Genomic DNA, 18,546 nt, shown 5'->3' on the forward strand with positions numbered 1-18,546 from the left:
GTCACACCTCCTTGTCTGACGTGTCGTCCGGGCTGGGAGTCGTGCCGCCGACCGTGGCCGGCTGGCGTTCGGCGACCGCGCGGCGCGCCCGCGGACTGGGCGGCACCTGGAGGTCCATCGGCGGCACCGGGAAGCTGCCCGGTGGCCGGGCGGCGAGCTGTTCCTCGATGGAGTACACGCGTGCCTTCTTGCTGGCCGGCCAGAGCAGCGCGATGCCGAGCACCAGCACCGCGGCGACGATGTAGACCACGATGCGGGCGCTGCCCTCGACCCGGGTGTTGGTGACCCGGACCCCGGCCAGGAAGAGGATCCAGACCAGGTTGACCGGGATGAGCACCTTCCAGCCGAAGCGCATGAACTGGTCGTAGCGCATCCGGGGCAGGGTCGCCCGCAGCCAGATGAAGCCGAACAGCAGGATCAGCACCTTGCCGAGCCACCAGAGCAGCGGCCAGTAACCGGAGTTGGCGCCCGCCCACCAGGTGGTGATCGGAGCCGGCGCCCGCCAGCCGCCCAGGAACAGTGTGGTCGCGAACGCCGAGACGGTGATCATGTTGATGTACTCGGCGAGGAAGAAGAGCGCGAACTTGAACGACGAGTACTCGGTGTGGAAGCCGCCGACCAGCTCGGACTCCGCCTCGGGCAGGTCGAACGGCGCACGGTTGGTCTCGCCGACCGCCGAGATGCAGTAGATGATGAAGCTCGGCAGCAGCAGCACGGCGTACCAGCTCGGCGGCGTCGGCTGGATCCCGAAGATGTCCACCCTTGTCGACGGATCGCTGCCGGCCTGTGCCGCGACGATCTGCGAGGTCGACATGGTTCCCGCGGTCATGAAGACCGCGACGATGGACAGGCCCATCGCGACCTCGTACGAGATCATCTGCGCGCTCGACCGCAGGCCGCCCAGCAGCGGGTACGTCGAGCCCGACGCCCAGCCGGCCAGCACGACGCCGTACACGGCCATCGAGGAGCAGGCGAGCAGCACGAGCACGGAGACTGGCACGTCGGTGAGCTGTAGCGCGGTCGACTGCCCGAACATCGTCACGACCGGCCCGAACGGGATCACCGAGAACGCGGTGAACGCGACCGTCGCCGAGATCACCGGCGCGATGAAGTAGACCACCTTGTCGGCGGTCTTCGGGATGATCTCCTCCTTGAACGGCAGCTTCACGCCGTCCGAGAGGCTTTGCAGCCAGCCCTTCGGCCCGACCTGGTTGGGGCCCGGGCGGACCGCCATCCTGGCCACGACCTTGCGCTCGTAGTTGATCGTGAACAGTGTCAGCAGCAGCAGGATGACGAAGACACCCAGCAGCTTGATGAGCACGATCCACCAGACGTCGTTCTCGAACGTCTCCAGCGTCGGGTCCTGCGCGTTGGCGAGGATCATCGCCGAGGTCATCATCAGTTCGCCCCCTGAGCGAGGATCGGACCCGGCTTGCCGGCGCTGAGCCGGACCACCGCACCCGAGGTGACGCCGAGGCTGCGACGCAGCGTCGAGCCCGGCGAGTTCGTGGGCAGCCACACCACCTGCGGGGGCAGATCGGTGATCGCCGCCGGCAGCGTGATCGCGCCGCGGTCGGTGCCGACCGTGACGGCGTCGCCGTCGGCGACGCCGAGCGACTCGGCGAGGTCCTTGCCGATGCGCGCGAGCGGCGTGCGGGCCGTCCCGGCCAGCACCTCGTCGCCGTCGAGCATCGAACCGAGGTCGATCAGGTGATGCCAGGACGCGAGGACCGCCTCGCCGGCACCGGGCTTGGCCGGCTCGGCCGCGGCGACGGCCGGCACGGCCGGACGGTCGCTCCGGCTCGCCGGGATGCTGCCCAGCTCGCGGCGGATCGAGGAGACGTCGCCGGTGCCGAGCGCGACGTCCATCAGCGCCGCGATGGCCTCCAGCACCCGGCCGTCGGTCATCGACGTGGTGTTGAGCACGGCCTCGAAGGTCCGCAGCCGGCCCTCCCAGTCCATGTAGGTGCCGGGCTTCTCGGCGGCGGGCGCGACCGGCAGCACCACGTCGGCGCGCCGGGTGACCGCGCTCTGGCGCAGTTCGAGGCTGACCACGAACGGCACGGCGTCGAGCGCCTGCTCGGCCAGGCGCGGATCGGCCAGGTCGGCCGGGTCGACGCCCGCGACCAGCAGCGCGCCGAGCGTGCCGTCGGCGGCCGCCGCAACGATCGCGTCGGTGTCGCGGCCGACGGCGCCGGGCAGCGCGCCCTCCTCGACACCCCAGGCCTTGATCAGCTCGGCCCGCGCGACCGCGTCGGTGACCGGACGGCCGCCGGGCAGCAGGTTGGGCAGGCAGCCGGCGTCGACCGCGCCGCGGTCGCCCGCGCGCCGGGGCACCCACGCGAGGCGGGCTCCGGTCCGGGCGGCCAGCGCGGCGGCGGCGGACAGGCCGCCGGGCACGCTCGCGAGCCGCTCGCCGACGAGCAGCAGGGCACCGGGCTCGCTGAGCGCCCCGGTCACCGTCGCGTCGGTGGCGAGCAGCCGGGCCTCATCGCCGGGCACGGCCGCGACCAGGGTCGCGCCGAGCTTTTCAAAACCGCGGCTCAGGTACGGCGCCACGGCCGTGACCTTGAGCTTCTTCCTGTCGTGGCCCTTGCGCAGCCGCAGGAAGAGGATGGGGCACTCCTCCTCCGGCTCCAGGCCGACGATGACCGCCGCGGGGGCGTCCTCGACGTCCTCGTAGGTCACGTCCGACCCGGCGGCGATCGAGGCGGCGAGGAACTCCGCCTCCTCGTCGACGCGCAGCGAGGAGCCCGCCGCGCGCAGCGGCCGGGCCCGGAAGTCGATGTCGTTGGTGCCGAGCGCGATCCGGGCGAACTTCGCGTACGCGTACGCGTCCTCGACCGTGAGGCGGCCGCCGGTGAGCACGCCGACGCCCTGGCCCTTCGCGGCCTTCAGGCCCTCGGCGGCGGCGAGCAGCGCCTCGCTCCACGAGGCCTCGCGCAGCTCGCCGGTGCCGGCGTCGCGGATCTGCGGTGTGGTGATGCGGTCGAAGGCGGTGGCGTAGCGGAAGCCCCACCGGCCCTTGTCGCAGTTCCACTCCTCGTTGACCGCCGGGTCGTCGCCGGCGAGGCGCCGCAGCACCTTGCCGCGGCGGTGGTCGGCGCGCTGCGCGCAGCCGGCCGCGCAGTGCTCGCACGACGTCGGCGAGGAGACCAGGTCGAACGGCCGGGCGCGGAACCGGTACTGCTCGCCGGTCAGCGCACCGACCGGGCAGATCTGGATGGTGTTGCCGGAGAAGTACGAGTTGAACGGCACGTCGCCCGGGTCCTCGCCGGCGTCACCGTCGCCGAAGCCCTCGCCGCCGAAGAAGTCGTCGCGGTAGACGTTGATCTGCTCGCCGGACGAGCGGTCCATCAGGTCGATGAACTTGTCGCCGGCGATCTCCTCGGAGAAGCGGGTGCAGCGCTGGCAGAGGATGCAGCGCTCGCGGTCCAGCAGCACCTGGCTGGAGATGTGGATCGGCTTCTCGTACTCGCGCTTGTGCTCGTGGAACCGCGACTCCGCGCGGCCGTTGGACATCGCCTGGTTCTGTAGCGGGCACTCGCCGCCCTTGTCGCAGGTCGGGCAGTCCAGCGGGTGGTTGGCGAGCAGCAGCTCCATCACGCCGGCCTGCGCCTTGGCGGCGACCGGCGAGCTGAGCTGGGTCTTGACCACCATGCCGGGTGCCACCGTCTGTGTGCAGGAGGCGACCGGCTTGCGCTGGCCCTCCACCTCGACCAGACACTGGCGGCAGGCGCCGGCCGGGGCCAGCAGCGGGTGGTCGCAGAACCGCGGGATCGCGATGCCCATCCGCTCGGCGACCCGGATGACCAGCTCGCCCTTGGCGGCGGTCACCTCTACACCGTCGACGGTGAGCGTGACCAGGTCGGTCTTCTTGGCGACGTCCGTCATATCAGTGCGCTCCTACCAGGGCCTTCTCGGACAGCCGCGGAGCGGTCCGGCCCTCGATGTAGTCCAGGTAGTCCTGGCGGAAGAACTTCAGCGTCGACATGACCGGCGTCGCGGCACCGTCACCGAGGCCACAGAACGAGCGGCCGAAGATGTTGTCGGCGGTGTCCTGGAGGGTGTCCAGATCCTGGATGGTGCCCTGGCCGGAGAGGATCCGGCGGTAGGTGCGCACCATCCAGTAGTTGCCCTCGCGGCACGGAGTGCACTTGCCGCAGGACTCGTGGTGGTAGAACTCCAGCCAGCGCCAGGTCGCGTAGACCGGGCAGTCCTGGTCGGAGAAGATCTGCATCGCCGTCGTGCCCAGGATCGAGCCGGCCGCGGCGACACCCTCGAAGTCCATCGCGGTGTCGATGTGCTCGGCGGTCAGCAACGGCGTCGACGATCCGCCCGGCGTCCAGAACTTCAGGTTGTGGCCCGGCTTCATGCCGCCCGCGAGCTCGATCAGCTCGCGCAGGGTGATGCCGAGGCCGCACTCGTACTGGCCCGGGTTGGCGATCCGGCCGGAGAGCGAGTAGATCATCGGGCCGGACGACTTCTCCGTGCCCATGCTCTTCCACCAGTCCGCGCCGCCCAGCACGATGTACGGCACGCTCGCGATCGTGCCGACGTTGTTGACCACCGTCGGGCTCGCGTACAGGCCGGCGACCGCGGGGAACGGCGGGCGCAGCCGGGGCTGGCCGCGGAAGCCCTCCAGCGAGTCGAGCAGCGCCGTCTCCTCGCCGCAGATGTACGCGCCAGCGCCGCTGTGCACGACGAGATCCAGGTCGAACCCGGAGCCGAGGACGTTCTCGCCGAGGTAGCCCTTGGCGTAGGCCTCCTTGACGGCGTTGCGCAGCCGGCGCGCGGCGTGCACGGCCTCGCCGCGGATGTAGATGAACGCCCGGCTGGCCCGGATCGCGTAGGACGCGATGATCGCGCCCTCGATCAGCGAGTGCGGGTCGTAGGTCATCAGGGGCAGGTCCTTGCAGGTGCCCGGCTCGCCCTCGTCGGCGTTGATGACCAGGTAGTGCGGCTTGCCGTCGCCCTGCGGGATGAAGCCCCACTTGAGGCCGGTCGGGAAGCCCGCGCCGCCGCGGCCGCGCAGCCCCGAGTCCTTGATGAGCTGGATCAGGTCGTCGGGGTGCACAGCGAGGGCCTTGCGGACCGCCGCGTACCCGTCGAGCCGCTCATACGTGTCGATCTGCCAGGCGTCCGGCGAGAGCCAGCGCTTGGTGAGGACCGGAGTGAGCTTCTCGAGAACCTCGCGCCGTGGCTGGGTCACTTCTTCTCCTCGTTACCGACGCTGTCACCGGCGGGCTTGCCGTCGCCGGCGGGCGGGTTGTCGGCGACGCCGGCGGCCTCGGCGGGGTTCGACGGGACCGCGGTGGCGTCCGTCTTCGTCGCGTCCGGCGTCGGCGTCGACGCGTCGGGGTTGCGCTGCTGGGCGGTGCGCACCTGCGGGTCCTTGACGTCCCCGCCGCCGGTGCTCGTGCCCGCGGCCCGGTGCTCCACCTTGTCGGTCACCGCGCCGACCGCGGCCTTGACCGCACCGGCCGCCTTACGCCCGGCGGCGGCGAGCTTGCCGGTCTGCGCGGGCTTCTCCCGGACCGGTCCCGGGTCCTTGACGGCCTTTGCGGACTCGTCGCGGGCCGGCTTGGTCGTCGTGATCGGGGCGTCGATGTTGAAGTTCGCGACCGCGATGCCGTGTTCCCGGGCGAGGCTGACGCCGCGCAGCGTCGGCGCGCCGGCCGGGCCGTCGGCGACCGCGCCGTCCCGCTCGTCGCCGAAGCCGGCCAGCTGGTGCTGCATCTCCTTGAGCGAGCAGATCCGCGCGCCGCGGATCGGCGCCGGCCGCTCGTCCTTGCGCAGCTGCTCGACCAGGTCGACCGCCGCCTGCGGCGTGGTGTTGTCGATCGCGAAGTCGTAGTTGACGGTCACGACCGGCGCGTAGTCGCAGGCCGCGAGGCACTCGGCGTGCTCCAGCGTGATCTTGCCGTCGGCCGTGGTCTCGTCGTGGCCGACGCCGAGGTGCTCGACGAGCCCGTCGTAGACCTCCTGGCCGCCCATGACGTTGCACAGGGTGTTGGTGCAGACGCTGACCAGGTATTCGCCGGTCGGCCGGCGCTTGTACATGGTGTAGAACGTCGCCACCGCGCCGACCTGGGCCTTGTTGATGCCCAGGACCTCGGCGCAGAACGCGACGCCGCGGGGGCTGACGTGCCCCTCCTCGGTCTGCACCAGGTGCAGCAGCGGCAGCAGCGCCGAGCGCTCGCGCCCCACCGGGTAGCGCCCGATGATCTCTAGGGCCTGTTCCAGGAGCTTCTCGGCGAGCGGCGCGGCGGCCGGGGAGAAGTCCACCGTGGTTTCTGACATTTAGCGGTCACACCCACCCATCACGGGGTCCAGGGACGCGCCGCCGGCGATGACGTCGGCCAGCAGCGCACCTTCCGCCATCGCGGGGATGGCCTGGAGGTTCACGAAGCTCGGGTCGCGCATGTGCACGCGGTAGGGGTGCGTGCCACCGTCGGAGACGGCGTGCACGCCGAGCTCGCCACGCGGGTGCTCGATGCCGACGTAGACCTGGCCCGCCGGCACCCGGAAGCCCTCGGTCACGAGCTTGAAGTGGTGGATCAGCGACTCCATCGACTGACCCATGATGTTGGCGACGTGCTCGAGCGAGTTGCCCAGGCCGTCCACGCCGAGGGCGAGCTGGGCCGGCCACGCGATCTTCTTGTCCGCGATCATGATCGGGCCGGGCTTGAGCCGGTCGATCGCCTGCTCGACGATCTTCAGCGACTCGCGGATCTCCGCCATCCGGACCAGGTAGCGGCCCCAAACGTCGCCGGTCTGCGCGGTCGGCACGTCGAACTTGTACGTCTCGTAGCCGCAGTACGGCATCGTCTTGCGCAGGTCCCAGGCCAGGCCGGCCGAGCGCAGCACCGGGCCGGTGACGCCGAGCGCCAGGCAGCCCGTCACGTCGAGCACGGCGACGCCCTTGGTGCGCTCGTGCCAGATGACCTGGCCGGAGAGCAGCGCCTCGTACTCCTTGAGCTTCTTCGGCAGGTACTTGATGAAGTCGCGGATCTTTTTGATCGCCGAGTCGGGGATGTCCTGCGCGACGCCGCCCGGTCGGATGTACGCCGCGTTCATCCGCAGGCCCGAGGTCTCCTCGAAGATGTCGAGGATGTACTCACGCTCGCGGAAGCCGTACAGCATCATCGAGATCGCGCCGAGCTCCATGCCCGTGGTGGCGATCCAGACCAGGTGGGACGAGATCCGGTTGAGCTCCATCATGAGCACGCGGATCGTGTTGGCCCGCTCGGTGATGTCGTCGGTGATGCCGAGCAGCTTCTCGACCGCCAGGCAGTACGCGGCCTCGTTGAACATCGGCGCGAGATAGTCGGCGCGGGTCACGAACGTCGTGCCCTGCACCCAGTTGCGGTACTCCGTGCTCTTCTCGATGCCGGTGTGCAGGTAACCGACGACCGGGCGCACCTCGGTCACCGTCTCGCCTTCGAGCTCCAGGACGAGACGCAGCACGCCGTGCGTCGACGGGTGCTGGGGACCCATGTTGACGACGATCTTCTCGTTGCTGAGCGGATCGACGCCGGCGGTGACGGTGTCCCAGTCACCACCGGTGACGTTGAAGACGCGCCCCTCGGTGGTCTCCCGCTCGGTCGCGTATCCCGATGTCGTCATTGGTAGACCCTCCGCTGGTCCGGCGGCGGAATTTCGGCGCCCTTGTACTCGACGGGCACGCCGCCGAGGGGGTAGTCCTTGCGCTGCGGGTGGCCCTCCCAGTCATCCGGCATGAGGATCCGGGTGAGGTTGGGGTGGCCGGTGAAGATGACCCCGAACATGTCGTAGGCCTCCCGCTCCTGCCAGTCGGCGGTCGGGTAGACGCCGGTCACGCTCGGCAGGCTGCCGCCGGCCGGGATGGCGGTCTCGAGACGGACCCGGCGGCGGTAGGTCATCGACAGCAGCTCGTAGCAGACGTGCAGGCGGCGCGCGTCGGAGGCGAGATAGTCCACGCCCGACACCGACGAGCAGAGCTCGAAGCGCAGCGACTCGTCGTCGCGCATGATCTGGGCGACCTCGGCGATCCGCTCCGGCGCGATGTGCAGGGTCAGCTCACCCCGGTCGACCACGACCTTCTCGATCGCGTCGGCGAAGGCGGGGTACGCCTCCTCGAGTGCGTCGTGCACCTCGTCGAAGTAGCCGCCGTACGGCCGCGAGCTGCCCGCGACGGCCGGGTGCGGGCGGGCCAGGCCGCCGAAGCCGGACACGTCGCCGGTGCCCTCGATGCCGAACATGCCCTTCTGCGGGTTGTCCGGAATCTCCGCCGGCGAACCCAGCTGAGCGCCCTCAGGATTGTGCGAGATGCTCACTTGCCACCCTCCCGAAGGTGCGGCTGCAGCTTCATCCAGTTCTCGATGCGGAGCTGCTCCTCGCGGCCCTCCTTGACGGCCTGCGTCCACTCGGCCCGGCGGACCTTGTCCGCGCGGTACGAGGACGGCATCGCGCCGGGCGCGACGATCGGCAGCTTGCCCTCGGCCCGGCGGGCCTCGAGCATCTTGCGGCCGTTCGGGCCGAGCGGCGCGGCCATGACCTTCTCGCGCATCTTGAGGATCGCGTCGATCAGCATCTCGGGCCGCGGCGGGCAGCCCGGCAGGTAGATGTCGACCGGCACGATGTGGTCGACGCCCTGCACGATCGCGTAGTTGTTGAACATGCCGCCCGACGAGGCGCAGACGCCCATCGAGATGACCGAACGCGGCTCGGGCATCTGGTCGTAGATCTGCCGCACGACCGGCGCCATCTTCTGGCTCACCCGGCCGGCGACGATCATCAGGTCGGCCTGGCGGGGCGAGGCCCGGAAGACCTCCATGCCCCAGCGGCCGAGGTCATAGTGCGGACCGCCGGAGGCCATCATCTCGATGGCGCAGCAGGCGAGCCCGAAGGTGGCGCCCCAGAACGACGACTTGCGGGCCCAGTTGGAGAGCTTCTCTACAGACGTCAGCAGAACGCCGGCCGGCAGCTTTTCTTCGATTCCCATAGCCGCCCCCTCTCAGTCCCAGTTGAGTCCGCCGCGCCGCCACACGTAGGTGTAGGCGATGAAGACGGTGACGATGAAGAGGACCATCTCGACGAAGCCGAACAGGCCGAGCGCCTCGAAGGACACCGCCCACGGGTACAGGAAGATGGTCTCGATGTCGAAGATGATGAAGAGCATCGCGGTCAGGTAGAACTTGACCGGGAAGCGGCCGCCACCGATCGGCTGGGGTGCCGGCTCGATGCCGCACTCGTAGGCCTCGAGCTTGGCGCGGTTGTACCGCTTGGGGCCCACGATGGGCGCGATCGACACCGAGAACAATGCAAAGAGCGCACCGAGGATCAGCAGACCGACGATCGGTACGTAAGGATTGAGCGTCATGCCGTCTCCTGCTCGACTGTTAGCCGCTTCACACTATTAATCCGGTTTTGCAAGGCCCCGACCGGGGTGGGCTGGTTTTCATACCGCAGGTGCGACCTTCGTCAAACCGTTGATGATTCGGTCCATGGCGTCTCCATCCCGTGGATCCGTCAGGTTGGCCAGGAGCTTGAGCACGAAGCGCATCAGCGTCGGGTGCGGCATGCCGTGCCGGGTGGCGATCCGCATGATCTGCGGATTGCCGATGAGCTTCACGAACACGCCACCGAGCCGGTAGTACCCACCGAATCGATTCTTCAACTCCGCCGGGTACGCGCTCAGCGCGCGCTCGCGGTCGGCCCCGGCGGGCCGGGCGAGCGCCTGTACGGCCACCTCAGCGGCCAGTTCGCCCGACTCCATCGCGTACGCGATGCCCTCGCCGTTCATCGGGTTGACCATGCCGCCGGAGTCGCCGACGAGCATCATGCCCCGTGTGTAGTGCGGAACCCGGTTGAAGCCCATCGGCAGCGCGGCGCCGAGGATCGGGCCGTCCGCATTGTCCTCGCCGCGCATGCCCCAGTCGGCCGGCGTCGTGTTGAGCCAGTCGGTGAGCATCGCGCGGTAATTGGTCTTACCGAAGGCGCTCGACGAGTTGAGGATGCCGAGGCCGACGTTCACCCGGCCGTCGCCGAGGCCGAAGATCCAGCCGTACCCGGGCAGCAGCCGGTCGCGGTCCTGCGCGCTGCGCAGCTCCAGCCAGGACTCCAGGTAGTCGTCGTCGGTGCGCGACGGCGAGTGATAGTAGCGCCGGACGGCGACGCCGATCGGCCGGTCGTCGCGCTTGGCGAGCCCCATGGCGAGCGGCAGCTTGCCGGACACGCCGTCCGCCGCGACGATCAGCGGCGCGCGATACTGGGTGGGTTCCTTACCGGGGCCGACCTTGGCCTCCACCCCGATCGCGTAGCCGTCCGCGTCGAGCACGGGACCGGTCACGTTGACCCCGGTCCGCAGCAGCGCGCCGGCTTCCACCGCGCGCTTGGCAAGCAGGTCGTCGAAGTCGAGGCGGGTGCGCACCAGACCGTAGTCGGGGAAGCTGGCCAGCTCGGGCCAGTCCAGTTCGAGACGCACGCCGCCGCCGATGACCCGCAGCCCACGATTGTGGAGCCAGCCGGCCTTCTCGGAGGTGTCCACACCCATCCGGATGAGCTGCCGGGTCGCACGTGGAGTGAGGCCGTCACCGCAGACCTTCTCGCGCGGGAACTCGGTCTTCTCCAGCAGCAGAACCCGCAGGCCGTGCCGCGCCATGTGGTACGCCGCGGCTGAGCCGCCCGGCCCTGCCCCGACCACGATCACGTCGGCCTCGTCGGCGACGTTTCCTCCTGTGTAAGCGAGGTCGTTCACGGCTCACCTCCGTCAAGCGCAGGCTCGTGAAACAGTTCACAAGCTAGCCCAGTCCGGAGTCTAAGACGGCCATTGAAGCGAATAGGGGTTAGGCAACCCTAACTGTTTCCGGGCGGTGAAACACCCGCTCCGTGGCCGTTCCTGCTCTTCCGGATCACCCGCTCCGCGGCCTCGCGGGCGGCTCCGTCCAAGTGCTCCGAAAATGTACCGCCCAACGCGACGTCAAGCCGGACGATCAGCTCATCCACCAGCCGTTGTGCCTGTTCCGGATCCACGAAGGCCACCGTCCGGATACGATGCGCCAGCTCCTGCGCACGGCGTTCGCCCTGGTCCCGGTCGTCGATCGGAACGTCGATATCGGAGTCGTCGATGTCAGAGTCGTCGACAAGACAGTCGATTGTCGTCATACGTCCGAGCTAAACAGTCTGCACCGGAGAGAATCGGGCAAACTCCTTTTTTCAGCTCTTCGTGGCCCGGTGCAGGGCGACGATGCCGCCGGTCAGGTTGCGCCAGCCGACCCGCGACCACGGGCCCGCCGCGGCGATGCGGTCGGCCAGCCCCCGCTGGTCCGGCCAGGCGCGGATCGACTCGGCGAGATAGACGTACGCCTCGGGGTTGCTCGAGACGCCGCGCGCCACCGCCGGCAGGCTGCGCATCAGATAGGACAGGTAGACCTTCCGGAACGCCGCGGCGGTCGGGTGGCTGAACTCGCACACCACCAGGCGCCCGCCCGGCCGGGTCACCCGGGCGAGCTCGCGCAGCGCCGCGGGGGTGTCGACGACGTTGCGCAGGGCGAAGGAGATCGTCACCGCGTCGAACGTCTCGTCGGGGAACGGCAGCCTGAGCGCGTCGCCGGCGACCAGCGGCACGTCCCGGCCGCTGCGCCGGCCCGCCCGGAGCATCCCGGTCGACAGGTCCGCGCCGACCGCGAAGGCGCCCGAGCGGCGCAGCTCCTCGGTCGACACCCCGGTGCCCGCGCCGACGTCGAGGACCCGCTCGCCCGGCCGCAGCGCCAGCGCCGCCCGGGTGGCCCGGCGCCAGCCGCGGTCCTGCCCGAAGGAGAGCACCGTGTTGGTCAGGTCGTACCGCTCGGCCACGCCGTCGAACATCTCGGCGACCTCGTGCGGTTGCTTGTCCAGGTCTGCGCGCGTCACGGCTGCCTACTCTGCCCCATCCGGGCGCCCGGCCCGCCACCCGGTACCGGATTGCGGCCGGTCACACACGCAGAGCGGGCGGGATGGTCACCCATCCCGCCCGCGCCTTGGTGCGTTATATATACGACCGCCATCGGTCGGGTCCGACCCCGCCGCCGACGGTCATGAGTCGTGGCGACGCTTCAGAGTTGCGGTGTTACGCAGGCAACGTAACAGCGCAAACACGCCTGGCCAGGGACACGCGCAGCTCGTTACCGAGGAGCAATCCTCACCTGCACGCTCCGCTGAGCCTCACCTGACCGATCGGCCGATCCGGACGGTCGTACGGCCCATCGACACCCCTCAGTTCCGGGAGGTACGGGCTAGGAGGCGTCCACGAGCGGAAGCTGGGTGCGCGTGGCGCCGCCGCCGGGCAGCGCGATCGACGAGAAGTGCGAGACCACGCGCTCATCCGTCGGGTCGTCGGCCTCGGTCGCGTGCACCGCGAGGTGCCGGTAGAGGGTGTCGCGCTGCGCCGGGATGCGGCCCGCCGTGCGGATCATCCAGATCAGCTCGTGCAGGTTCGACCGGTGCCGCGCGCCCGCGGAGGAGATCACGTTCTCCTCGAGCATGATCGAGCCGAGGTCGTCGACACCAAGGTGCAGGGCGAGCTGGCCGACGTCCTTGCCGGTGGTCAGCCACGACGCCTGAAGGTGCGCGACGTTGTCGAAGAACAGCCGGGAGACCGCGATGAAGCGCAGGTATTCCAGGGTCGTCGCCTGGGTGCGGCCCTTGAGGTGGTTGTTCTCCGGCTGGTAGGTCCACGGGATGAACGCCCGGAAGCCGCCGACGCTGCCCTCGGCCTCGACGGCCGAGTCGACGTAGCCGTTCGCCACGGCCAGATCCTGCACCTCGCGGATCATCCGGATGTGCTCGATGCGCTCGGCGTTGGTCTCGCCGGTGCCCATCATCATGGTGGCGGTGGAGCTCAGGCCGTTGCGGTGCGCGACGGCCATGACCTCGAGCCAGCGCGCGCCCGACTCCTTGAGCGGGGCGATCGCCTTGCGCGGCCGGTCCGGCAGCATCTCGGCGCCCGCGCCGGCGATGGAGTCGAGGCCGGCCGCCTTGATCCGGAGGACCGCCTCCTCGATCGAGACGCCGGAGACCTTCGCCATGTGCAGGATCTCGCTCGGGCCGATCGAGTGGATCATCAGCTGCGGGTAGGCCTGCTTGACCGAGGAGAAGAGGTTCTCGTAGTACTCCACGCCGTAGTCGGGGTGGTGACCGCCCTGGAGCATCACCTGCGTCGCGCCGAGATCGACCGCCTCGGCGCAGCGGTGCAGGATCTCCTCCATCGGGTGCGACCAGCCCTCGGCGTGCTTCGGCGCCCGGTAGAAGGCGCAGAACTTGCAGGCCGTGACGCACACGTTCGTGTAGTTGATGTTGCGGTCGATCAGGTAGGTGACGATCCCGTCCGGGTGACGCCGGCGCCGGACCGCGTCCGCCGCCTCGCCGAGGGCGTGGAAGGGCGCGTCGGTGTAGAGCAGCAGCGCCTCCTCGGGCGTGATCCGCCCGCCGTCGGCACCGCGCTGCAGGATGCTGTCGATCTCCTGATTCGCCGTCACGCCCCGAAGCCTACGTGCCACCTGGTCCGGGCGTCAGCGGCGCGGGTCACTGGTCCCGCCCCAGGCGCCACATCGTTAACCTCGACAGGTCGATCGGAAATCGGAGTGCCAGTGCTCGTAGTGCATGGCGTGTGGATCGCCGGTGAGGCCGCGCCCGGGCGGCTCGCCCTCTGGGCCGAGGATCCCGCGCTCCCGCTGACCACCTCCTCGCGGGCCCGTCGCCGCCCGCACCCCTTCGCCGTGCCGGCCGAGGCGCTGATCGCCGCCCTGACCGGCTCGTCGGACGAGCTTCGCGACGCCCTGGCCAAGGCGGCCGGCGCCGCGGTGACCCTGCACCTGCCGGGCACCGCGAAGGGCCCGCTCCCGTCGCCGGAGACGGGCAGCGAGGTGCCGGGCCGGGGCGCCCGGCTCGGCACCTGGGAGACGCCGGCGCTGGTCCTGCCCGCCGAGAGCGCGCTGGCGGCGCTGGGCGCGCTCGCCGAGCCGGATCCGGAGGGTCCGTGGAGCGCGGCGGCGTCGCTGCGCTACCTGTGCGTGCTGGCCGGGCACGCCTGCGACCTCGCCCGCCGCGGGCGGATGCTGCCCCAGCTGGTGACGGAGTCTGGCGTACCGGCCGCGCGCTGGCGGCCGGTGCTCACCGGCGCCGACGCCGCGTCCTACCGGGACTTCGCCACCGCGATGCCGCCGGTCTGCCGCGCGGCGTCGACCGGCGGCGCCGCGGACCAGGAGGCATCGGGGGGCGCCGGGGTCGGGCGGACGCTGCGGGACGCGGTCGAGGTGCTCGTCGACGCCGCCGCGCGGGCGCTGCTGCCCGAGCGGCTGATGGTCGGCATGCGGCCCGGCCCGAAGGCTCCCCTGCCCGACCGCTGGATCGCCGCGCTCACCGCCGCCGACCCCGCGCTGCCCCAGTCCCGGCCCGCCGACGTCGCCGCCCTCGCCACGCCGCTGCTCGGCTGGCTGCGGGCGGCGCACGAGGCAAACGGCCCGATCCGGGTCAGCTTCCGGCTGGCCGAGCCGCCGGTCGGCGAGGACGACTGGGCGCTGGACTTCGCCCTCCAGTCCGCCGACGACCCCAGCCTCTACCTGCCCGCCGCCGACCTCTGGTCCGGCACCCGGATGCCCGGCCTGCCGGCCAGGCCCGACGAGACCCTGCTCGCCGGGCTGGGCCGCGCGGTCCGGTTGTTCCCCGCGCTGCACGAGGCCCTGTTGCAGGCGCAGCCCGAGGGGATGTCGCTGAGCACGGGCGAGGCGCACGAGTTCCTCCGCACCTCCGCTCCCCTGTTGCAGGCGGCCGGCTTCGGGGTCCAGCTGCCGGCCTGGGCGGGGCGCAAGGCGGTCGGGCTGAAGCTGACCACCCGGACCCGCGCCAAGACCCCGTCCGGCAAGGCCGCCGCCGACTCCGGATTCGGCCTCGACCAGCTCGTCGACTTCCGCATCGACCTGGTGATCGGCGAGGGCACGGTCAGCGCCGAGGAGCTGGCCGAGCTGGCCCGCCTCAAGGTGCCGCTGGTCCGGGTGCGCGGCCAATGGGTCGAGCTGGACGACCGCCAGCTCAAGGCCGCGCTGAAGGCCGTCGGCCGGCGCCGCGAGGGCGAGCTCACCGCGGCCGAGGTGCTCCAGCAGGTGGTCGACGGCGGCGAGGAGGACCTGCCGCTCGTCGAGGTGGACGCGGACGGCGCGCTCGGCGACCTGATCTCGGGCCAGGCAGCGGAGCGGCTGACGCCGGTGCCGACGCCGGCCGGCTTCCAGGGCACGCTGCGGCCGTACCAGGAGCGGGGTCTGTCCTGGCTGCACTTCCTGGCGCGGCTCGGGCTGGGCGGCATCCTGGCCGACGACATGGGCCTCGGCAAGACGGCGCAGACATTGTCGCTGCTGCTCGCCGAGCGCTCGGACCCCGGTGCCGCCGTCGCGCCGACCCTGCTGGTCTGCCCGATGTCGCTGGTCAGCAACTGGCAGAAGGAGGCGGCCCGCTTCGCGCCCGCCCTGCGGGTGCACGTCCATCACGGCGGCGCCCGCAAGCGCGAGGACGACTTCCGCGAAGCGGTCGCCGCCTCCGACCTGGTCATCACCACCTACGGCACGGCGCTGCGCGACCTCGACGCCCTGCGCGAGGTCCATTGGGGACGGATCGCGTGCGACGAGGCGCAGGCGATCAAGAACAGCGGCACCCGGCAGGCGCAGGCCGTCCGGGCCATCCCGGCGCGCACCCGGCTCGCGCTGACCGGCACGCCCGTGGAGAACCACCTCGCCGAGCTGTGGTCCATCATGGAGTTCTGCAATCCGGGCCTGCTCGGGCCGGCGAAGCGGTTCCGGCGCCGGTTCCAGGAGCCGATCGAGGTGCGCGGCGACGCCGACGCGACGGCCGCCCTCAAGCGCGCCACCGGCCCGTTCGTGCTGCGCCGCCTCAAGACCGACAAGTCGATCATCTCGGACCTGCCGGAGAAGAACGAGATGAAGGTCTGGTGCACGCTCACCGCCGAGCAGGCGACGCTCTACCAGGCCGTGGTCGAGGACATGATGGCCGTCATCGACAACAGCGAGGGCATCCAGCGGCGCGGCAACGTGATCGCCGCGATGACCAAGCTCAAGCAGGTCTGCAACCACCCCGCCCACCTGCTCAAGGACGGCTCCCGGCTGCCGGGCCGGTCCGGCAAGCTGGCCCGGCTCGAGGAGCTGACCGAGGAGATCATCGAGGACGGCGACAAGGCGCTGATCTTCACCCAGTACGCGGAGTTCGGCACCATGTTGCAGCCCTACCTGGCGGCACACCTCGACCGGCCGGTGCTGTGGCTCCACGGTGGACTCAACAAGGCCCGGCGCGACGAACTGGTCGACCGCTTCCAGAACGACACCGAGCCGCTGCTCTTCCTGCTGTCCCTCAAGGCGGCCGGCACGGGCCTCAACCTGACGGCCGCCAACCACGTAATCCACGTCGACCGCTGGTGGAACCCCGCGGTCGAGGACCAGGCCACCGACCGCGCGTTCCGCATCGGGCAGTCGCGCAATGTGCAGGTGCGCAAGTTCATCTGCACCGGCACCCTCGAGGAGAAGATCGACGCGATGATCGAGCGCAAGAAGGCGCTGGCGTCCGCGGCCGTCGGCACCGGCGAGGACTGGGTGACCGACCTCGACACCGACCAGCTGCGGGAGCTCTTCTCGCTCGACACCGCGGCGGTGAGCTGACATGCCCGTCGATCCCGATGGCCGCTGGTTCGAGACCAGCGGGCCGATCCGCGTGGACGGGGGCATCGCCGTGCGCGCCAAGCGCGGCAAGATCGGCGAGCAGTGGTGGTCGCGCCGCTTCGTCGACATCCTCGAACGCACCTGCGACGGCGGCCGGCTGGCGCGCGGCCGGGCGTACGCCCGCAAGGGCCAGGTCGTCGACTTCGAGCTGACACCGGGCCGGGTCGCCGGGCGCGTGCAGGGTTCGCGGCCGGAGCCCTACCGGGTCACCATCGGCATTCCGGCGTTCGACGAGCCACAGTGGACGCGGATCCTCGCCGCGCTCGGCTCGCAGGCCCTGTACCGCGCCGCGCTGCTCGCCGGCGACATGCCGCACGAGCTCGTCGACCTCTTCGACGAGCTGGGGCTGCCGCTCTTCCCGGCCAGGCTGGACATGGACTGCTCGTGCCCGGACTGGGGCAAGCCCTGCAAGCACGCCTCCGCCGTGCTGTACGTGCTGGCGGAGGCGTTCGACGACGACCCGTTCCTGGTGCTGGCCTGGCGTGGCCGCGACCGCGCGGAGCTGCTGGCGGCGCTGCGCGGCCTGCCCGAGCCCGTCGAGACCCTCGACCCCCTCTCGGTCGAGGAGGCGCCGCTGGAGTCCCGGCTCGGCGACTTCTACACGCCGGCCATCTCGCTCGGCCGCCTCCGGGAGCGCCCCGGCCGGGTCAGCGTCCCGCCGGAGCTGCTGCTGCGGGTGCTGGACTCACCGCAGGTCCGGGTCCGGCACATCCCGCTTGTCGACGTGCTCCGCCCGGCGTACCGGGACCTCGCCGCCGGGTCGTAAGTGCGCTAACGTCCGTCCACCCGATGCGGAGGTACGGACATGACCAGGCTCGGTGCGGCGGCGGCCCTGGGCGCCGTCCTCGGCGTCCTTCTGATCAGCCCGGTCGCGGCGGCGCCGCCGGCGAGCCACGACGAGACCCTGTTCGTCGAGGAGGACCGCCAGGGCGACCTCGCGCCGGGCGGCCACATCAACCTGGTGATGGCGGCGTCGTACTACCCGTCGACCGTCGCACAGCACCGGACGGTCGTGCTGGAGCTTCCGGGGGGCGTCACGTTCCGCAGCGCGGAGAACGACTACGCCGCCGGCCCGTGCGTGCCGGACGCCTCCAAGAGGGTCGTGACGTGCACTACCCAGGACCCGGTCGACGAGCGGCCGGCGCTCAACGCCACCTGGTTCGTGACCGCGGACCTCGCCGACGACCTGCCGGCCGGCGAGTACATCACCGTCAAGACCACGATCAACACGGAGATCCCGGACCCCGACCTGTCGAACAACGTCGGCACCTGGAAGTTCTTCGTGCCGGGGCCGGGCGACATGTCCGCCGCCATCAGCGCGCCGCCGGGCCCCTGGCCGGTCGGCGCCGAGTTCGACGCGAAGTTCACGGTGCGCAACGACAGCCGCTACGGCTCGCCCGCGCAGCTGTACGTGAGGTACAGCCCGTCCAGCGTCACCCACAGCAGCTGGCCCACCGAGTGCAAGCCGATCCGGGGCACGATGAGCTGCGACTTCGCCATGATCGAGGCCGGCGCGACCGTCGAGTTCACCGCGCACTTCAAGGTCACCAAATACGACGCCGGTGGCCTGGAGATCCTCTCGACCGTCCTCCCGGTGGCGCCGGACACCGACAAGAGCAACAACGACGCGGCCTACCGGGCCGACCTGAAGCCCTCGCCCACGCCGACACCGACCGGCGGCACCGGGGGCGGCGAGCCGTCGCTGCCGATCACCGGCCCGTCGACCACCACGCTCGCGCTCATCGGCCTGGCCCTGCTCGTGACCGGCGCCGGCGCCCGCTTCCTGATCCGCCGGAACGCCTGA

15 protein-coding genes are annotated in these 18,546 nt (G+C 70.8%); 3 read left to right on the forward strand and 12 right to left on the reverse strand.

The genetic code is table 11. The annotated features are described in order from the left end of the window. Position 1: 1 nt before the first annotated feature. From nuoH to mqnC, 12 genes are all read right to left on the reverse strand, one after another. The gene (nuoH, locus tag BJ971_RS37635; protein WP_260416048.1) at positions 2-1,396 is read right to left on the reverse strand and encodes an NADH-quinone oxidoreductase subunit NuoH; all 1,395 of its coding nucleotides are present in this window, start codon (positions 1,394-1,396) and stop codon (positions 2-4) included. A gap of 2 nt (positions 1,397-1,398) precedes the next feature. Further along, entirely contained in the window at positions 1,399-3,894 is a 2,496-nt protein-coding gene (locus BJ971_RS37640) for an NADH-quinone oxidoreductase subunit G (RefSeq protein ID WP_184998055.1), read from the reverse strand. Between the two features lies 1 nt (position 3,895). Then, positions 3,896-5,212: an NADH-quinone oxidoreductase subunit NuoF gene (gene nuoF / locus BJ971_RS37645; RefSeq protein ID WP_184998056.1), complete on the reverse strand. Its 1,317-nt coding sequence runs from the start codon at positions 5,210-5,212 to the stop codon at positions 3,896-3,898. Further along, positions 5,209-6,303, reverse strand: a complete 1,095-nt coding sequence (gene nuoE / locus BJ971_RS37650) for an NADH-quinone oxidoreductase subunit NuoE (protein ID WP_184998057.1) — start codon at positions 6,301-6,303, stop codon at positions 5,209-5,211. Before nuoE ends, nuoF begins: the two co-directional genes overlap by 4 nt. Beyond that, the gene (locus tag BJ971_RS37655) at positions 6,304-7,629 is read right to left on the reverse strand and encodes an NADH-quinone oxidoreductase subunit D (protein ID WP_184998058.1); all 1,326 of its coding nucleotides are present in this window, start codon (positions 7,627-7,629) and stop codon (positions 6,304-6,306) included. Then, complete coding sequence (locus BJ971_RS37660; RefSeq protein ID WP_377885243.1) at positions 7,626-8,318, reverse strand: NADH-quinone oxidoreductase subunit C; 693 nt, start codon at positions 8,316-8,318, stop codon at positions 7,626-7,628. Before BJ971_RS37660 ends, BJ971_RS37655 begins: the two co-directional genes overlap by 4 nt. Then, entirely contained in the window at positions 8,315-8,986 is a 672-nt protein-coding gene (locus BJ971_RS37665) for a NuoB/complex I 20 kDa subunit family protein (RefSeq protein ID WP_184998059.1), read from the reverse strand. The genes BJ971_RS37660 and BJ971_RS37665 overlap by 4 nt, the downstream gene beginning before the upstream one ends. 12 nt (positions 8,987-8,998) lie before the next feature. Continuing rightward, complete coding sequence (locus tag BJ971_RS37670) at positions 8,999-9,364, reverse strand: NADH-quinone oxidoreductase subunit A (RefSeq protein ID WP_023357563.1); 366 nt, start codon at positions 9,362-9,364, stop codon at positions 8,999-9,001. Between the two features lie 78 nt (positions 9,365-9,442). Further along, positions 9,443-10,741 (reverse strand): geranylgeranyl reductase family protein, encoded by a 1,299-nt coding sequence (locus tag BJ971_RS37675; RefSeq protein WP_184998060.1) that lies wholly within the window; start codon positions 10,739-10,741, stop codon positions 9,443-9,445. A gap of 98 nt (positions 10,742-10,839) precedes the next feature. Continuing rightward, positions 10,840-11,148, reverse strand: a complete 309-nt coding sequence (locus BJ971_RS37680) for a hypothetical protein (protein WP_184998061.1) — start codon at positions 11,146-11,148, stop codon at positions 10,840-10,842. A gap of 51 nt (positions 11,149-11,199) precedes the next feature. After that, positions 11,200-11,895, reverse strand: a complete 696-nt coding sequence (locus BJ971_RS37685; RefSeq protein WP_184998062.1) for a demethylmenaquinone methyltransferase — start codon at positions 11,893-11,895, stop codon at positions 11,200-11,202. 362 nt (positions 11,896-12,257) lie between these two features. Beyond that, a complete protein-coding gene (gene mqnC / locus BJ971_RS37690) occupies positions 12,258-13,499 on the reverse strand; it encodes a cyclic dehypoxanthinyl futalosine synthase (RefSeq protein WP_184998063.1) in 1,242 nt (413 codons plus the stop codon). A 111-nt stretch (positions 13,500-13,610) separates the two neighbouring features. Here mqnC and BJ971_RS37695 point away from each other — a divergent pair, with 111 nt between their 5' ends. From BJ971_RS37695 to BJ971_RS37705, 3 genes are read left to right on the forward strand one after another with little or no spacing between them, the layout of a single operon-like run. Beyond that, entirely contained in the window at positions 13,611-16,682 is a 3,072-nt protein-coding gene (locus BJ971_RS37695) for a DEAD/DEAH box helicase (RefSeq protein ID WP_184998064.1), read from the forward strand. A 1-nt stretch (position 16,683) separates the two neighbouring features. Continuing rightward, positions 16,684-17,508, forward strand: coding sequence for an SWIM zinc finger family protein (locus BJ971_RS37700; protein ID WP_184998065.1), 825 nt, complete (start codon positions 16,684-16,686; stop codon positions 17,506-17,508). Between the two features lie 39 nt (positions 17,509-17,547). Next, positions 17,548-18,546 (forward strand): hypothetical protein, encoded by a 999-nt coding sequence (locus BJ971_RS37705; RefSeq protein WP_184998066.1) that lies wholly within the window; start codon positions 17,548-17,550, stop codon positions 18,544-18,546.

The sequence above is a fragment of the Amorphoplanes digitatis genome (assembly GCF_014205335.1).
Taxonomy (GTDB): domain Bacteria; phylum Actinomycetota; class Actinomycetes; order Mycobacteriales; family Micromonosporaceae; genus Actinoplanes; species Actinoplanes digitatus.

Coding starts and splice junctions, on each gene's coding strand:
- BJ971_RS37700 (WP_184998065.1), top strand. CDS start 16,684: ATGCCCGTCGATCCCGATGGCCGCTGGTTCGAGACCAGCGGGCCGATC.
- BJ971_RS37665 (WP_184998059.1), bottom strand. CDS start 8,986: ATGGGAATCGAAGAAAAGCTGCCGGCCGGCGTTCTGCTGACGTCTGTA.
- BJ971_RS37640 (WP_184998055.1), bottom strand. CDS start 3,894: ATGACGGACGTCGCCAAGAAGACCGACCTGGTCACGCTCACCGTCGAC.
- nuoH (WP_260416048.1), bottom strand. CDS start 1,396: ATGACCTCGGCGATGATCCTCGCCAACGCGCAGGACCCGACGCTGGAG.
- BJ971_RS37670 (WP_023357563.1), bottom strand. CDS start 9,364: ATGACGCTCAATCCTTACGTACCGATCGTCGGTCTGCTGATCCTCGGT.
- BJ971_RS37655 (WP_184998058.1), bottom strand. CDS start 7,629: ATGACGACATCGGGATACGCGACCGAGCGGGAGACCACCGAGGGGCGC.
- BJ971_RS37705 (WP_184998066.1), top strand. CDS start 17,548: ATGACCAGGCTCGGTGCGGCGGCGGCCCTGGGCGCCGTCCTCGGCGTC.
- BJ971_RS37680 (WP_184998061.1), bottom strand. CDS start 11,148: ATGACGACAATCGACTGTCTTGTCGACGACTCTGACATCGACGACTCC.
- nuoE (WP_184998057.1), bottom strand. CDS start 6,303: ATGTCAGAAACCACGGTGGACTTCTCCCCGGCCGCCGCGCCGCTCGCC.